A 15,035-nucleotide genomic window follows, 5' to 3' on the forward strand; every position below is an offset into this window, starting at 1 on the left:
GGCAATTCAGGTCGTTTTCGTTGGTTCCTGCTCAGGCGCAGTCACCGCTTCACGGCTATCAAGAACATGCTTGAGGACAAACATGCCGCTCATCATCAGGTAGGCCACAACAAACATCATCGAGCTGCCTTCCGCAAAGCCAACCGCCGGGGAGTGAATCACGCCAAACAGCGATAACAGCGCGCCAAAGGCTGCGGCAATCGCGCCGCGTAACGGCTTGTTCATAATGGCGAAGATAGCGACGCAGCCCCACAGCATGCTGGCCAGCGGTGCGCCGCTTCCCAGATGCACCAGTCCGTCGTAATAGACACCTTTGCTGTGCAGCAAGTCACTACCCAGTTTCCCCGCGGATGTTCCGGCGGCACCCATCACGCTGTTGACGATGGTCAATGCCCAGTTGGCGATCCACGGGAACAGACAGATGAAGATAACGGGAACCTCGACTTTGGGCGTTTCTCGCACCACCTGGTTGGCGGTCACCACGCCGATAAACACCAGAATCGGCACTATCGCGGTCATCGGAATAATGGCGAGCATAAACGCGCCCAGCCCAAACAGCGGCACCAGGAACATGGTGATGCCTGAAGCGAGGGTATAGCCGATGCTGGCGCCCATCGCTTTCCAGCCCGCATGCCCAACATATACGGTCACCGGGAACGGGTTACCCAGCATGCAGCCGAGCATGGAGGCAAAGCCGTTCGCCATCATGACCTTACGGGTGTTGTACTCATCGCCCGCCGCGTGCGCACTTTCAATGTTCTCAAGGTCAAAAATATAGTTCGCCAGGCCCAAAGGAACTGCAGAAGCCAGATACGGCAGTGCGTGCGGTAAACCTTGCAAGAAGCTGTCGACATGAATTTCCGGCGGGTTGAAGCCAAAGGAAGACATCGAAGCTTTAATGGCTTCCGGGCTTTGTAAACCGGAGATCCACGCCAGGGCCGTACCGGCAATCAGCAGCAGCAAACCGGTAGGAATACGGGCAAAAATCGGCTTCTTACCGAACCAGTTAATGAAGATCAGCAACAGGACGATGAAAGAGACGGTCGGCGCTTCGAATGCCTGCAGCATCGGGTTCATCGCCAGCAGCAACAGCCCCAGGCCGGACAGACAAGAAAGCAGTACCGTACGCGGGATCATCTTGCGGATGGTCTCGCCCAGGAAGGAGCCGCCGACCAGGATCAACGCTTCGACAAAGCACCACACCAGGGCTATCTGGATAGCGAAGTTGGCATCTTTGGTTTGCTGATAAACCGGCATCAGCACCAGGAAGGTCACGGTGAAGATTGACGGTGCACTCGGTCCGGACGGCAGCGCCGTTACGTCGTTACGCCCGGTGTGCTTTGCCATCTGCAGGCCAAACCAGGCGTAGCAGACGCTGGCCACCAGCACCGCCAGACCAAAGGCAGGCGCAATGCGACCATAGACAATTTCGGTAGGGATCCCGACGACAAAAATGAGCAGCCCCATCATTGTCAGCAGGTTAGTCAGGTTGTTGGTCATCAGCCCAAAGTAAGCCGCCCAGTCACCACGTTTCCATTCTAGTTTTATGCTGTTCATGGAATATCCTTAACAGGTTAAGCATCATTTGCGATCGCGGAGATCGCCCAGCCCTGCAGGTAAGCAACGTTTTTCGCTTCGCTACTGTGGGGCTAACCGCGTTAGCCCCGGTTATTGTTATTGGCAGTAGCGGTCGCGCCAGTTGAGGATCGCCTTTTCAAAACAGGCGAACGGCGGGTGAACTATTCCGGCGCCGATCATGCCGATCCCCGCGTCTTTGTGCGCAATAGCGGTGTTGATCACCGGCAGAATGCCGGTGCTGCCTACGCGCGTAATATCGATAGCGGTCGGTACGCCCATAAAACCAAGCAGTGGAATGGTGACGTTGGGGTTTTCGCCGAGAGTGATTTCACGCATCTGGCGAGAGAAATCAACGGCCTCTTCGACCGTACCGCCCACCAGCGCTACGATGGCCGGTGCCGTCGCCATCGCGAAACCGCCAATGCCGTAGGTTTCGGTGATCGCGCTATCGCCGATATCACGTCCGGAATCTTCCGGCTTGTAGCCCGCAAACATCGGCCCAATCACCTGCTGTGCCGGACCGGTAAACCACTGGCCCGGTAAGCCGCTAATGCGCAGACCGAACTCAACGCCATTGCGCGCCATCGTCGTCACCACGGTGCTGTATTCAATACCGTGTGCAGCGTCCATTGCGGCTTTACACATCGCCATCCAGGTCGGTCCGGAGAAGTAATCACTACTGAGGACGAACTCGAACACCTCACGTTGCTGCTCAACCGGATAGCCGGTCTGAATAATCCACGGCGTCAGCGCCTGAATCAGCAGCGCCGTCCCGGCGTTGTTGCGGTTATGGCACTCATCACCCATGTGCAATGCCTGCGCCAGCATCAGGCGCAGATCGATTTCGCCCGCCAGTTTCATAGCGTCGCGCAGCATCGGTCCCAGCACATCGCGCATCCAGTTCAAACGATCGATAACGCTCTGATCGTTCGCGCCCATGCGCAGGATCTTCGCCATCTGCTCGCTCATATTGGTATATGCGCGGTTGCCATAGGTTTTGTTCTCGACGATGTGCATAAACATCGATGCCGACGTCACGCCCGCCATCGAGCCGACACAGTCATGCTCGTGGCACGGAGAGAAGATGATTTCACCCGAGGCGGCCAGTTCGGCGGCTTCATCCAGATCTTTCGCCAGCCCTTCAAAGACCAGTGCCCCGGTTACCGCCCCCTTCATTGCGCCGCACATTTTTTCCCAGCGGATTGGCGGCCCGGCGTGCAGGATGGTGTTACGGGTCATGCCCGGCACGACGTTGATCGCCTGGTCATAGCCAATTAGCACCGGATGCGACTGGATAATGCGTTCCAGCGCCTGCTGGTTAGCGGCCGCGATTTTGTCTGCCAACGGTGAATCGGCAATGTCGTCCAGTGCCGCTACCACCTGCATGTTGCCCTGGCCCGGCGGCGTCCAGTCGAGCTGGGTCACCGGTACGTTCTGCTTTTTCAGGTCATCGCTGAACATTGCGATGCCAACGTTAATCACGTTCAGCGGCTGGTTAAACAGTGTCTGGCTCATCAGGCTTCCTCCCCTTTACAGATAAATTCACGCGCCAGCAATCCGGTGTTGGTGCTACTGCTCGCCCAGATAACCCCGGCGTCGGTCAGCATCTGACACTGTTTTTCCAGCGACGGCGTATCAAGATCGGTTCCCAGCACATAGCCGAGGATCTCAAGCGGACGACCGTCTGCGGCGGCGATCGCTTTGGCTTCAACGATCGCATCGAGCATCACGCCAACCGGATCTTCATGCGATCCAAATCCAAGGACGAAGTCCATCACGATCACGCCAACTTCAGGATCGCGCGCTTCCTGTAACAGACGACTAATACGGTTGGTGGGATCGATCATCGGGTGCGGTTTGCCATTGGTAAAATCGTCATCACCGAAATCGAGGAAGGTATGCGCCACGCTGCGGTTGAGATCTTTCAGGCGGAATGCCGGATCCGGATGAATGTTGCTGTAAACTTCGGCATGTTTTTCCATGGCAGCAAACATCGCCTCATCGCACAACGTGCCGCCACAGAACAAGCCACGGATGTACTTTTGTTGCGGGGTCAGACGGGCGCGAACCTCTTCAATCAGCGGCCAGTTGAGCGGATGCAGATCCAGACTCTCTTTTTTCACGCCGGTCAGCAGTACCGCTTTCAACGCCGCCTCTTTAGTACCGCGGGCAAACTGCAGGCCTTTTTCATCCGCAGGCGCGGCTTCACGTCCGAGGAAACACACTACCACGGGCTTATGACAGGCGCGCGCACGTTCCAGCACCTTGCGCGCCACCGCTGGCGCAGGCGGTTTGGAGATAAGTGCGATGATCTCAGTTTGCGGATCGGCCTCCAGCATGCCAATCGCGTCAAGCATCATCAGGCCGCCAATCTTTTCACTCAGATCGCGTCCACCTGTGCCAATCAACTGGGAAATTCCGCCGCCAAACTCGTGAATGCGTACGCTCAGCTCCTGGCTACCGGTACCGGAGGCACCAATAATTCCGATGTTGCCGCGACGCACCGCGTTGCCAAAACACAGCGCCGCGCCGTTAATGATGGCGGTTCCGCAATCTGGCCCCATCATCAACAGTCCTTTTTCATGCGCCAGCTGCTTAAGCGCCAGCTCGTCCTCAAGAGAGACGTTGTCAGAGAACAGCATCACATTGAGGTTATTTTGCAGCGCCTGGCGCGCTTCACGCGCGGCAAACAGGCCATTGACCGAGATCACCGCCAGATTGCTCTCAGGAACATGCTTCTTCGCGCTGGCAAGCGTGGCATAGCGCGATTCATGCTGGCCACCCTGCTCTTTATGCGTAAACAGATCGTCAATCGCCATCAGCGTTTGGTCATTCACCGCCTCGCTGGCACCTTTAATGACAATCATCAGATCGCCACTTTTCGCCTCTTCCAGCTCAGGCGTCAGCAGGCCGAGATTCTTCAGCACGCCCTTATTCATCTCTGTCGCCATAGCCACAAACGCCTGCTCAACGCCATCGAGCTTATTTGCGCGCGTGGAGATAGACATCAGTGAGACAGAATCAAAATACGTGTTCTTTTTAACAACTATCCTGATCGACATAATTCCCTCCGGACCTGTGGCTCAGGGCGCAGGCATCCGCCATGCCATACAGCATGTCGCAGCCAGAACTTGAACCGATATTTTTAATGTCAGTAATATATTGCGTAGAAACGAGTTGTTGCTCAGTAATAAATTGGTTCAGCAGCCGTCCGATGCTTTCCCGATAACGCTGATTAAATGCTTCCTCTAGCGTTATTTTGCTAAGTAGCGTTGTATTATTTCCTGCACGTTGCAATGCCGCTAAAAAATCATCTCTATATTTCCTCAGCGGATGTCCGGGAATAAATAAAATGGTGCTTAAGCCTACTAAATAATCATCCGATGAGGGCGTCAGCCCTATCCCTAAACCAATTAAATGGCTGACCGCCGTAGTAATATTTTCTCCTGTACGCAACGCCGTCAGTAATGTTTGTCGGCGGTTGAGTAATTGACGGGTGATTTCCTGATAAAACGGATTGTCACCCCGGTACAGAAATAATGTGTCGTCGCTTCTTAGCTGTTGGCGGATAACCTCTTCCCAGTACTGCCAGCCGACTGCGGTAAGGCTTGCTGCATCAGATGTCCACCGTGGTATTCGCCACAGCTGGCAACCGGCGGTTTCTATCCATTTATCATTGCCAACAACTATTCCCGACCCGCTAAAATTGACCCGCTCACCGGGGTGAAACAGGTCTTCACAATGCGTCAGCGCCAACCGACAGCTGTTAGGTGCGTTATCACAATCTTCACTCAGTAACGTCAGCAGCCGCTGCTGTTCGGGTATCAACAGGTTTACCGCGTGGGAAAAAACCTGTTCAACCCGTCCCGTTCCCCGGAAAGTGAGAAACGCGCTGTCTGCGGTTAGCGCCCGTACGCATCGCCGTGATGGCGTAGCGATAATGGCGCTCCTGTGTCAGGCTCCGGCCGCAATCAGCAGCTCGGCAATTTCGTGGTACCCTTTCTCTCGCGCCAGTTCCAGCGGGGTTTTACCGTATTTATCCGTCATGTGCGGGTTTGCGCCATGGTCGAGCAGCAGCTTAACGATCTCCTGCTGCTTCGCACCGCCGTCATTTAGCACGATGGCTTCCAGGAGCGGCGTCCAGCCAACAAAATTAGTATGGTTGACATTGATATCGGTACGCAGCAGTAGTTCGCGCACGATCTCGACATGACCTTTTTCGCTGGCAGGTGTAATACCAACGCCGCCAAAACGGCTCAGGCAATTGAGGTCGGGGTCAGCCGGTAATACCGTACGCAACAGCGTTAAATCATTAGTCAGGCAGCTAATCAGGAAAGGGTTAAAACAAGTTTGATCTTGTTTATTAATATCGGCACCCGCAGCAATCAATAAAGAAACACAGTCATAATGTTTATTCAGGCTGGCAATAATAATGGCAGTACGCCCCTGGCGGTTAGTGGCGTTAATATCCACATTTTTTGCCAGACAGGATTTTAATCCATCGGCATTGCCCTGTTCTGCCGCCAGCAGAAATTCAGTAATGAGTTCTTTCTCTGACATAATCGCTCTCCTGCAGTTTTTTAGACTTTTTAAATATCCGATAACCTGAGAATAGCAACAGAGTGCAGAGAATAACATCCGCTTAAATTTCATTCATCGTTAATGCATCGATTATTGAATCAATTTTAACAATGAGGACAAAACGTGCTGTAGTGCAATCTTTCCCTTATGGCTGGGGCCCTTTTAGCCACTAATCAGTAGTCCGGAAAATCAGGCGGTATGCTGCACGGATAGCGGCCTGCAATTAAAATACAGAAGTGTGATTGCCTTCAAATCAAATGTAAAACTAGTGTTAAATTCTGTTCAAAACTGATTGCTCTGTATAAGGATTACAAATACATTCAACAATCATCGTGTTGCGGATGCGCATTGTCGCCGGAGGGAAGAAAGATGAATTCAATATTTACCGAGGAAAACCTACTGGCATTTACGATGGCTGCCCGCTATAGCAGTTTCAGCAAGGCAGCGGAGGAGCTTGGCTTAACCACATCGGCAATTAGTTACACCATTAAGCGCATGGAAATGGGTCTCGACGTGGTGCTGTTTACCCGCAGTACTCGCAGCATTGAGCTGACCGAGTCCGGGCGTTACCTGTTTCGCAAGGCGACCGACCTGCTCAACGATTTCCACGCCATCAAGCGCAGCATTGATACCATCGCTCAGGGAATTGAGGCTCGGGTGCGCATCTGCATTAACCAGCTGTTGTATACCCCTCAACATACGGCGAGGCTGCTGCAGGTACTCAAGAAACAGTTTCCAACCTGCCAGATAACCGTCACTACAGAGGTGTATAACGGCGTCTGGGATTCGATCATCAATAACCTGGCCAATATCGCCATTGGCGCGCCCGATACATTACTGGACGGCGGCGGAATTGATTACACCGAGATCGGCGCGATCCGTTGGTCGTTCGCGATTGCCCCGGATCATCCGCTGGCGTTTATGCCTGAACCCATCTCTGAGAGCCAACTACGCCTGTACCCGAACATCATGGTGGAAGACACCGCGCACACCATCAACAAAAAAGTCGGTTGGCTGTTACACGGTCAAGAGTCGATTCTGGTTCCCGATTTTAATACCAAGTGCCAGTGCCAGATCCTGGGGGAGGGCATCGGTTTTCTGCCAGACTATATGGTGCGCGAGGCGATGGAAAAGTCGTTGCTGGTGACACGGCAGATCCACAACCCACGTCAGGATTCACGAATGCTTTTGGCAACCCAGCATTCGGCAACCGGTCGTGTCACTCAGTGGATTAAAAAAGAGTTTGGCCCGCAAGGGATACTGACGGGGATTTATCAGGATTTACTGCATCGAGCGTGATGCACCGGATGGCTGTTATACCTTCCAGTGCATATAAGATAATCAGGCGCGGATATCGTCGTACTCGCGGGTTTTATCAAATTCATGTTTGGCAAACGGGCACAGCGGAATAACTTTGCGTTTTTCAGCGCGCATCTTCTCTACCACTTTCGCCACCAGCAGTTTGCCGACGCCCTGACCTTTCAGACTGGGATCGACATCGGTATGTTCAATGATGCTCAGATGCTCGCCCGTCGGCACGAAAACAATCTCGGCAACCTGGTTGCCCTCAGCATCATTGACATAAAACTTGTTATGGCCTGCAAGAATTTCCATGCTTCCCTCACTCATTTTTGGCGATATTTCAGCGCACCGCTCGGACAGGTATCGATGACCTTGATGACCGTGGCAACGTCCACTTCATCCGGAATAATCCACGGTTTACGTTTCAGGTTAAACAGCTTCGCGCTTCCCCGCACGCAATTGCCCGAATGCTGACACATCGCCGTGTTGAAGTAGACGTCAATCTTCTCGCCGGTATAGGCCCGGTAACCTGCATCCAGTAGTTCCTTATCCACGACATTGCCTCGCATTTTTTTATTGTCTGGGTCTAATCATAGACCTATGCGAGGCTGAAGGAAGCGGCTGAAAGCAGAAATATCATTCAGGCTTTTTCTGTATCGACGGCTGCGGCTCTGGCGGCAAATACTCCAGCATCGCAGGCGTCGGCGGCGGGAGGCGGTTATCGGCAATATCCCTGTCCACATCGATATGACTGATTTCGCCATTCTCATGATGGTGGACCGTCAGCACCCTCGCCTTGTTCAGTTCCGTAACCAGCTCCCGGGTAATACGCAAACTTTCTGCCAGCTCATGGTCTTCAAGCCCGGGTCTGCGACTGCGGCGTTCGACCCGAAAACGAAACTGGTTGTACTTCGCCCAGCCAATCAGCACCAGGCCGTTGACCAGGGCGACAAGGATATAAAACGTGACCGTATCCAGCGTGGTGAAAAAGGGTCGCACCCCCATATACGGTGAATGCGCCAGGGCTGTGATCAGCCCTTTATAGATCAAATAGATAAATCCAACCCATGCGATGGCCGTCAACAACACATCGATGATGCGCGGCAGCAAACGCCGCTCCGTGAAGATCAGTGGCTGGTTCATGATTCGATCCTCCCAATTCCACGGTCAGGACTCACCCAGCGCGCCCTGCCGCGTTTGCGTTTAAGCATCACTTTCGGGAACGCGACCAGCGTGGTGAACAGGCTTAGCATCCAGTACACCACCGGGAACCAGATAATCCAGAACAACGAGGCGCCAATGCCTTTTTCATAGCGTCGTTCAATCATCAGACTCACCGCAAACTGTATTAAGCAGACCACACCGAGAATAAGTCCGGTAAAGGCTGGCGGGAACAGATGCTGTACATACAGCGAGTCCGGCATCGGGATCATCAGCCCTAACAGGAACAGCACGATACTGATCGCATAGGCAAACGACCAGGCGGTAGAAAAACAGAACTCAAGAAACAGCGGCCACATGCGGCGGAACTCCCACGACCACAGACGACGCATGTTAACGATAAACACCTCTGCACCACCCTGCGCCCAGCGCAAACGCTGCTTCCATAGCCCTTTTAATGTTTCAGGCATCAGGATCCAGCACAGTGCGCGCGGCTCAAAGAATACCGACCAGTGGCGCAATTGCAGCTTCCAGCTGATATCGATATCTTCGGTGATCATGTCCGGGCTCCAGTAACCGACCTCGGCCAACGCGCGACGACGAAACGCCGCAACTACGCCGGAAACGGTAAAGATCTGCCCATAGACTCGCTGAGTACGCTTAATTAAGCCGATAATGGAAGAGAACTCACCGACCTGCACACGACCGATTAACGTAGAGCGGGTTCGAATACGCGGGTTCCCCGTCACTGCACCAACGCGCGGGAACTGGATCAGAGGAGCCACAATATAGGCAACGGCATCACGATCCAGTAACGCATCGCCATCAATGCACACCAGGTAATCACTGCGCGCAGCGGCTGCACCGGTCTTGAGCGCCAGCGCTTTACCCTGGTTTTCAGCCAGATGAATCACCCGCAGGCTGGGGTATTCCACTGCCAGTTGTTCCAGCACGTCGTGAGTGTCATCCGTCGAACCATCGTTGATGGCGATCACTTCGATATTCTTATATCGCTGTGCCAGTGCTGCCTCAATGGTTTCACGCGCGTTGATCCCTTCGTTAAAACAGGGGATCAGAATGGACACCAGTGGATTCCCCGGCAGGGTCGGTGGTGGCGTGTCATCTCCCCATTTCCAGTGACGTTCACGGTAAAACCAGAAATAGACCCCGCCGCTTATCCACAAAGCAGACATGAACAAAGGCCAGAAGAAGACGAAGTTCAACATCACTTCACCTGTGAAGATGACAGCCACGCCAAACGGCAGGCTGAACATCAGGCAAAGTATCAGGAAAGCAATAATGCGATCGGTCATTTTTGCGGATACCAGTATGAGGAGAACGTCGAGCGAATCTCTGACATCTCAGGTTTGTCGCTGATGAAATCATCCGGGTAATAGCCGTAGTTACCTGCACCGCTTAATTTCAGCTGGCGCATCCATTCGGCTATTTGTTTTCCGCTGATTTCAGCCTGATCCCCGGATTTACGCCAGTCTCGTGCCTGCAGTTCAAACACGGTTTTATCCAGCGCCCCAGGGGTTTGTGCAACGGCATTCACCAGTCGGTCAAGCCATGCGTTGGCATCATTGGCCGGGATCTGTTCCATGAATGGCATCGCCATCGGCGCCGTCCAGTCATAGGTATTGAGGAAATCATTCAGGTTTTGTGCAAACCAGGCTTCACTTTCAGGCTCCAGTACCGGCATGGCGTAAATATTGCGCGCAGTTTGCACCTGTGGACCGCGAATATTACGCACCGTCCGGGTCAGTTGTTTGGTGAAGTCAATCAGCATCTTACTTTTCAGGCGAGTCCAGCGCTCGAACGCCTGAGGATTATTACGTATTTGCTCGATACTGCCCGGAAGCCCTGCGGCACGGTAGGCGGCTAACGCCTCCGGTGACGCATCTTCAAAATCCGTCAGGAAAGCATCGTCATGGAACAAAATACCTTTGAAGCTGGCGTGCTTCGCCAGGTCTTCATAGATTTCAGTGATGCGTTTGCGCGCTTCGCTGTCCCAGGGCGAGAGACGAACATAGTTCTCGTGATTGATAGCAGTGCGTCCCGTTTTCGGATCCCATGCGGTTACGCGTGGAATGGACGCGTCGAGATCGAAAGCCAGAACCGGCATCCAGGCATACACCGTCACCCCTGCCCGCGTTTGTAACTGCCAGGAGATATAGTTAAAGAGATCGGCACGCATCGGCAGCCAGCGGTTGGGGAAATAGAGTTCGCGAATATTCCCGTCGCCCTGCGGATCGGCGTACGCTTGCAGGAAGACATGAGAAATACGCATGTCATAAACGCGCTGGATCAGCTTATCGATATTTCGCTTCTGCTGAGCAGGGTCTTTGTCATACACGTAATCCAGATCGACATGCATCACGCGCATCGTCTGTGGTTCACGGACCTGAGCGACCTGACTGGCAAAGCGCTTAAGGGATGGGTTATCAGAAATCAGCACGCGCGGAATATCATCGAGAAACGCGGCATTTGCCAACCCTTCATTAAGCGTAAAGGCCATCTTATAGCCATGCTCTTTGGCCAGGTTTAACGTTGTACCGTTGGCTGCGCCGTAAGGCCATACCCACGCGCGCGGCGATTTGCCGGTCACCGCTTTGATCTTGTTAGTGATCAGAGAGATATCCGTGTTTATACGTCGCGTGTACTGTTCGTCCGTTTCGTAAGTGCCGGTTTTCTTATCATACAGGCGGTTCGCCACAGCGGGCTCTTTACTCCCCTGCGGGTTGGCCTCAGCGCCAAAGTGCGAGTTCCAGGTGTGCGCACCGACTTCTACCAACGGCGACTTGCCCATTTCTTCGACCATTTTCCAGGTGGCGAATTTGTCTCGCGCGGTCATTAAGCCGCCAAAATCGACTTTTTTGTTGGCTGGCGCATCAACCCAACTGCCTACTGGTGCCCAGAGTGCAGGCCAGTTATAGGCTTTCAGCAATGGCCAGACGCGGGTATAAAAACTGCTATATCCGTCGTCAAAGGTGAGTAATACCGCTTTCTCAGGCAGTACAATTTTACCGTCATGGGCGTCCAGAATTTGCTGCACGCTGATCGGCTGATAGCCATTATCACGCAGCCAGGCCATTTGGTCGCTCAACGCGCTGGTACGCACAGAGAGGTAGCGCTGGTCGGCTGCACCATCCTCCACATCATGGTAGCCGAGCACCAGAAAGCTATTTTTCGGCCACGGATGATCCGCCGTCAGCGGCGTTCTCTCTGCGGGAGGAACATAGCGAGGCGTTGTATTGTGCGCGCTGCTGCACGCGGTAATCATCAACCAGCCAGCGATTAATGCGCTAAGCCACAGGCATCTTTTCAGCATGAACAATCCTTAAAACCTGACATTTAAATCGAAAGCGAGGGAGATATTCCGCTCACGTTTACCGTCATAGGGGCGTTTATCCCAAATCAGCATCACCCCGCCATCTACGACGTTGTTCCATTTAAGCCGTTGGCCGTATCCCACCTGGACGATAGCACCTGCATCTTCACCTTGCTGCCAGTAGCCACCTACGCCTGCCAGGCCTTGCTGCGTCCAGACGGTATCATAGTGGCGGTAAAGAACCTGCTCCGCGCTCAAGCCAGGGACAACGGAAAAATCACTCTTCGGGTTGTAATACGGCACATTCTCTTTGGTGTTGGTGCTCCCGCCGATACCCGGCGTAAAGTCCAGCGTGAAGCGCGGCGTGGTCCACATGCGCTCTTTTCCGCTGAGTCCATATTCGATGCGATCGTTACCGTCCGAGAAATGTGATGCGGCAAACGACAGTTGATATTCACGTCGTTCGTTTTGATACCAGCGAACAAACATATCGCCGCCGTTGGCATACACGCCACTACGCAGCGCGCGCAACGGGGTATTGCGAGAGAGGCGTTCGGCCGACCCACCAACGCGCCAGTTGTCATTAAAGTCATGCCAGCCGGATAGACGCCCGCCAATCTTCTGACCATCGCCATAATTTCGGCCTGACACTTCCATTTCCGCCCAGTAATCACGGGAAGTCCATTCTGCCCCCGCCGCCAGATCGCGGCTGATGCCCTTCCCTTCCTCAAATTCACCGGTAGCAAAGTTGAATCCGGTAAACAGTCGCCAGTTGTCATTAATCGGCGGACTGTAAATAGCCGTGTTGATGTTGAAGTCATTCTTACCGCTGACCGGGCTATCGGACGAGATCCCCTGCGTTCCGCTAATACGCACTTCCGACATTTTGTGGACATCACGAATACGCGCGAGGCGCAGCGTCGCTTCATCATCCGGGCTACGGGCAATAACGTCATCCGTCAGTTCATCTGCCTGTTTCCACTCCTGAAGATCCAGTGCAACGTAAGCCTGCTGACGTTCCAGCTCCAGGTTGCTTGGCTCAATGACTTCCGCCAGCTTAAGCTCTTTCTCCGCCGCATGCGGCAATCCACGCGCTTCAAGCACAGAGGCATAGGAAATGCGCAATCCCTGGTTACCAGAGCCTGTTCGTGCCAGATGCTCTGCGAGCTTTTCTGCCTCTGGCAGTTCATTGGCAGCGATATGATATTGCGTCAGTAGCGACTGTCCGAGCAGCCAGTTATCGTTAGGCTGGGGCGTTGGCGAGCCATAGATACGCCGCAGATACGGACTCTCTTTGATCAAATCATCGACTTGTTTTTTGGCAGCATCGAAGTTTTCATTATCAATGTGCGCGTAGAACAGATCTTGTTGATCCTCAGGACTGAGCGGCGTCACCGGGATAGGTCCATTCGGGTAGTAAATGCTCGCCAGCATCGCTTCGGTTTTTTCCGGCTGACGTTCGCTTAACCATGCTGATGCCACCCAGCGTTTTGCATAGTTTGGTACTTCGCCGCTTGCAGAAAGGGACTCATACTCATCAATCACTTCGGCAGTACGCTTACGCACCAACAAGGCACCCATACGGTCAATTCTCGCCCGACGGACATCATTCTGCGCAGACGGCTCATCTTTCCAGGCCGCCAACAGTTGGTCATAACGGGCCAGCGCTTTATCGGCCACGATAAAACGTTCTTCTTCATTACGTGCGGACGTATAAGAGGAGCGTACCATTTCAGCCGCCGCATCAAGCTCAAGACGGCGCTTCACTGGATCAGCCGTGGGAACGACCTCCGCCATATTTAAAGCGGGTCCGGAAACACGGTTCGCCGACAGCGCAGATAGCAGCGTGGATTTTGCATTTTTGTTGCCTGGATCAACATCATCCGCCTGGCTGGCAACCAACAGTGCATCCCAGTTTTTCCCCTGAGAATGATACACATAGGCAAGCAGTGCGTCGGAGTCTGCTCCCGGATGAGCCTGCGCCCATTTATTCGCTTCAGTAAGGGCTTGTTGGTTGTAGCGCGCATCTGCCAACGTCATTATCCAGCCGGTGCGTACATCCACGTTATCAGGCTCTTCCTGTAAAACGCTTTCCCACACCGCCAATGAATCATTCCAGTTTTTCTGGTTACGGTACGCACGTGCAGCGGCGACTTTGCCGCGCGCAGGCACATCCATCTGCCCACGATACCGCTGCCAGATTTGAATGGTTGTTTTATCGTTGTTCTCAACCCAACCAGAAACTTGCAGCCAGTCGGCAACCTGATTTGGCGTTAGCGCACTTTTCTTTCCTTGATCCTCAAGGTAGCGCAATAGCGGCGCACTATTACCACCTCGCGCTTCAATAACCAAAGCGTCATAATCTGATACCGCTGCTGAGATTTGCATAGGGAAAAGAACGCTTGCCGTAAATAAACAGCTTACAGACTTAAAACGTTTAATGAAGTTGGCATGTCGACGCATACTGAACATATCTGCCCTTATATCTTACATCAGAGTAAAAATAAGCGTTTTCAATAAGTTACGGTCAATCCCTGACAGTTGCCGACCATGTAAGATGCACTACCGCTTATTTCGTAATAGGGTTATGAAGCTATTAATTCTTTCGTCTTATTGACTACCTGTGCCTCGTCCTCTAATCGTTGGATAGAAGGCATAAACTTGTGAATTTTATCACTCTGCGTAGTTCGTGGCTATGCAATAAGAAAAGCCTTAGGCAAAAAAGCATTTTAGACTAGATTATCCTAAGGAAGGTGCGAACAAGTTCCTGATATGAGATCATCATATTCATCCGGAGCGCATCCCAGAGGGACATCATGAGCCATCAACTCACCTTCGCCGATAGTGAATTCAGCACTAAGCGCCGTCAGACCCGAAAAGAGATTTTCCTCTCCCGCATGGAGCAGATTCTGCCATGGCAGAATATGACCGCTGTCATCGAGCCGTTTTATCCCAAGGCGGGCAATGGCCGACGGCCCTATCCGCTGGAGACCATGCTGCGTATTCACTGCATGCAGCATTGGTACAACCTGAGCGACGGTGCCATGGAAGATGCCCTGTACGAAATCGCCTCCATGCGCCT

General features: G+C 53.2%; 13 protein-coding genes. 2 read left to right on the forward strand and 11 right to left on the reverse strand.

The window, feature by feature from the left end:
* Positions 1-6 precede the first annotated feature (6 nt).
* From OGY13_RS21010 to OGY13_RS21030, 5 genes are all read right to left on the reverse strand, one after another.
* Positions 7-1,557, reverse strand: a complete 1,551-nt coding sequence (locus OGY13_RS21010; protein ID WP_003825560.1) for a hypothetical protein — start codon at positions 1,555-1,557, stop codon at positions 7-9.
* A gap of 117 nt (positions 1,558-1,674) precedes the next feature.
* Entirely contained in the window at positions 1,675-3,093 is a 1,419-nt protein-coding gene (locus tag OGY13_RS21015; protein WP_008785728.1) for a YlbE family protein, read from the reverse strand.
* Positions 3,093-4,640 (reverse strand): acyl-CoA synthetase FdrA, encoded by a 1,548-nt coding sequence (gene fdrA / locus OGY13_RS21020; RefSeq protein WP_137377712.1) that lies wholly within the window; start codon positions 4,638-4,640, stop codon positions 3,093-3,095. Before fdrA ends, OGY13_RS21015 begins: the two co-directional genes overlap by 1 nt.
* Complete coding sequence (locus tag OGY13_RS21025) at positions 4,618-5,517, reverse strand: oxamate carbamoyltransferase subunit AllH family protein (protein ID WP_488656177.1); 900 nt, start codon at positions 5,515-5,517, stop codon at positions 4,618-4,620. Before OGY13_RS21025 ends, fdrA begins: the two co-directional genes overlap by 23 nt.
* Before the next feature lie 15 nt (positions 5,518-5,532).
* Positions 5,533-6,138 carry an ankyrin repeat domain-containing protein gene (locus tag OGY13_RS21030; RefSeq protein WP_008785731.1) on the reverse strand — a complete coding sequence of 202 codons (606 nt, stop codon included), beginning with the start codon at positions 6,136-6,138 and terminating at the stop codon, positions 5,533-5,535.
* A gap of 390 nt (positions 6,139-6,528) precedes the next feature.
* Between OGY13_RS21030 and OGY13_RS21035 the strand changes: the two genes are divergently transcribed.
* A complete protein-coding gene (locus OGY13_RS21035) occupies positions 6,529-7,458 on the forward strand; it encodes a LysR substrate-binding domain-containing protein (RefSeq protein ID WP_003825551.1) in 930 nt (309 codons plus the stop codon).
* A 42-nt stretch (positions 7,459-7,500) separates the two neighbouring features.
* Here the strand turns inward: OGY13_RS21035 and OGY13_RS21040 are convergent, their stop codons facing one another.
* The 6 genes from OGY13_RS21040 to pgaA all read right to left on the reverse strand — a co-directional run bounded on the left by OGY13_RS21040 (position 7,501) and on the right by pgaA (position 14,425).
* Positions 7,501-7,773 carry a GNAT family N-acetyltransferase gene (locus OGY13_RS21040; protein ID WP_213752658.1) on the reverse strand — a complete coding sequence of 91 codons (273 nt, stop codon included), beginning with the start codon at positions 7,771-7,773 and terminating at the stop codon, positions 7,501-7,503.
* An 11-nt stretch (positions 7,774-7,784) separates the two neighbouring features.
* Positions 7,785-8,015, reverse strand: a complete 231-nt coding sequence (gene yjdI / locus OGY13_RS21045) for a 4Fe-4S mono-cluster protein YjdI (RefSeq protein ID WP_003825544.1) — start codon at positions 8,013-8,015, stop codon at positions 7,785-7,787.
* Between the two features lie 82 nt (positions 8,016-8,097).
* Positions 8,098-8,604, reverse strand: coding sequence for a poly-beta-1,6-N-acetyl-D-glucosamine biosynthesis protein PgaD (pgaD, locus tag OGY13_RS21050; protein ID WP_003825542.1), 507 nt, complete (start codon positions 8,602-8,604; stop codon positions 8,098-8,100).
* Positions 8,601-9,935: a poly-beta-1,6-N-acetyl-D-glucosamine synthase gene (pgaC, locus tag OGY13_RS21055; protein WP_032944880.1), complete on the reverse strand. Its 1,335-nt coding sequence runs from the start codon at positions 9,933-9,935 to the stop codon at positions 8,601-8,603. Before pgaC ends, pgaD begins: the two co-directional genes overlap by 4 nt.
* Positions 9,932-11,953: a poly-beta-1,6-N-acetyl-D-glucosamine N-deacetylase PgaB gene (gene pgaB / locus OGY13_RS21060; RefSeq protein WP_048215612.1), complete on the reverse strand. Its 2,022-nt coding sequence runs from the start codon at positions 11,951-11,953 to the stop codon at positions 9,932-9,934. The genes pgaC and pgaB overlap by 4 nt, the downstream gene beginning before the upstream one ends.
* Positions 11,954-11,962: 9 nt before the next feature.
* On the reverse strand, positions 11,963-14,425 hold the full coding sequence (gene pgaA / locus OGY13_RS21065) for a poly-beta-1,6 N-acetyl-D-glucosamine export porin PgaA (RefSeq protein WP_020996305.1): 2,463 nt from the start codon (positions 14,423-14,425) through the stop codon (positions 11,963-11,965).
* A 344-nt stretch (positions 14,426-14,769) separates the two neighbouring features.
* On the opposite strand from pgaA, the gene OGY13_RS21070 reads away from it, so the two are divergent.
* Positions 14,770-15,035 (forward strand): IS5/IS1182 family transposase (locus OGY13_RS21070; protein WP_032255513.1); only part of this gene is annotated, 266 nt, incomplete at its 3' end.

The sequence above is a fragment of the Citrobacter sp. Cpo045 genome, from assembly GCF_030332875.1.
In the GTDB taxonomy this organism is placed as follows: Bacteria; Pseudomonadota; Gammaproteobacteria; order Enterobacterales; family Enterobacteriaceae; genus Citrobacter; species Citrobacter portucalensis.

What these genes read in the sequence shown, in the direction of transcription:
- OGY13_RS21010 (WP_003825560.1), bottom strand. Translation starts at nt 1,557, where the DNA reads ATGAACAGCATAAAACTAGAATGGAAACGTGGTGACTGGGCGGCTTAC.
- OGY13_RS21015 (WP_008785728.1), bottom strand. Translation starts at nt 3,093, where the DNA reads ATGAGCCAGACACTGTTTAACCAGCCGCTGAACGTGATTAACGTTGGC.
- fdrA (WP_137377712.1), bottom strand. Translation starts at nt 4,640, where the DNA reads ATGTCGATCAGGATAGTTGTTAAAAAGAACACGTATTTTGATTCTGTC.
- OGY13_RS21030 (WP_008785731.1), bottom strand. Translation starts at nt 6,138, where the DNA reads ATGTCAGAGAAAGAACTCATTACTGAATTTCTGCTGGCGGCAGAACAG.
- OGY13_RS21035 (WP_003825551.1), top strand. Translation starts at nt 6,529, where the DNA reads ATGAATTCAATATTTACCGAGGAAAACCTACTGGCATTTACGATGGCT.
- OGY13_RS21040 (WP_213752658.1), bottom strand. Translation starts at nt 7,773, where the DNA reads ATGGAAATTCTTGCAGGCCATAACAAGTTTTATGTCAATGATGCTGAG.
- pgaD (WP_003825542.1), bottom strand. Translation starts at nt 8,604, where the DNA reads ATGAACCAGCCACTGATCTTCACGGAGCGGCGTTTGCTGCCGCGCATC.
- pgaC (WP_032944880.1), bottom strand. Translation starts at nt 9,935, where the DNA reads ATGACCGATCGCATTATTGCTTTCCTGATACTTTGCCTGATGTTCAGC.
- pgaB (WP_048215612.1), bottom strand. Translation starts at nt 11,953, where the DNA reads ATGCTGAAAAGATGCCTGTGGCTTAGCGCATTAATCGCTGGCTGGTTG.
- pgaA (WP_020996305.1), bottom strand. Translation starts at nt 14,425, where the DNA reads ATGTTCAGTATGCGTCGACATGCCAACTTCATTAAACGTTTTAAGTCT.